This is a genomic window from Algoriphagus oliviformis (genome assembly GCF_017254915.1).
Taxonomy (GTDB): Bacteria; Bacteroidota; Bacteroidia; order Cytophagales; family Cyclobacteriaceae; genus Algoriphagus; species Algoriphagus oliviformis.
On record NZ_JAFKCT010000083.1, the window covers coordinates 1 to 288 of the forward strand.

General features: G+C 67.4%; 1 pseudogene. It reads left to right on the plus strand.

The annotated features are described in order from the left end of the window. Positions 1-288, plus strand: a pseudogene (locus J0A68_RS23380) (HAD family hydrolase); the annotation flags it as partial.

Sequence of the window (288 nt, forward strand, 5' to 3'; positions counted from 1 at the left end):
TATCGCGGCCTGACGCTGCTGCTGATCGGCTGTCCATGCGCGCTGGTGATCTCGACGCCGGCGGCCATCACATCCGGGCTGGCCGCCGCCACGCGGCGCGGCGCGCTGATTAAAGGCGGTGCGGCGCTGGAGCAACTGGGCCAGATTCAAACCATCGCCTTCGATAAAACCGGCACCCTGACCGAAGGCAAGCCGACGGTCACCGACGTGCTGCCCATCGGCGCGCTCACCGAACAACGGCTGTTGCAGCTTGCCGCCGCGGTAGAGGCCGGTTCACATCACCCGCTG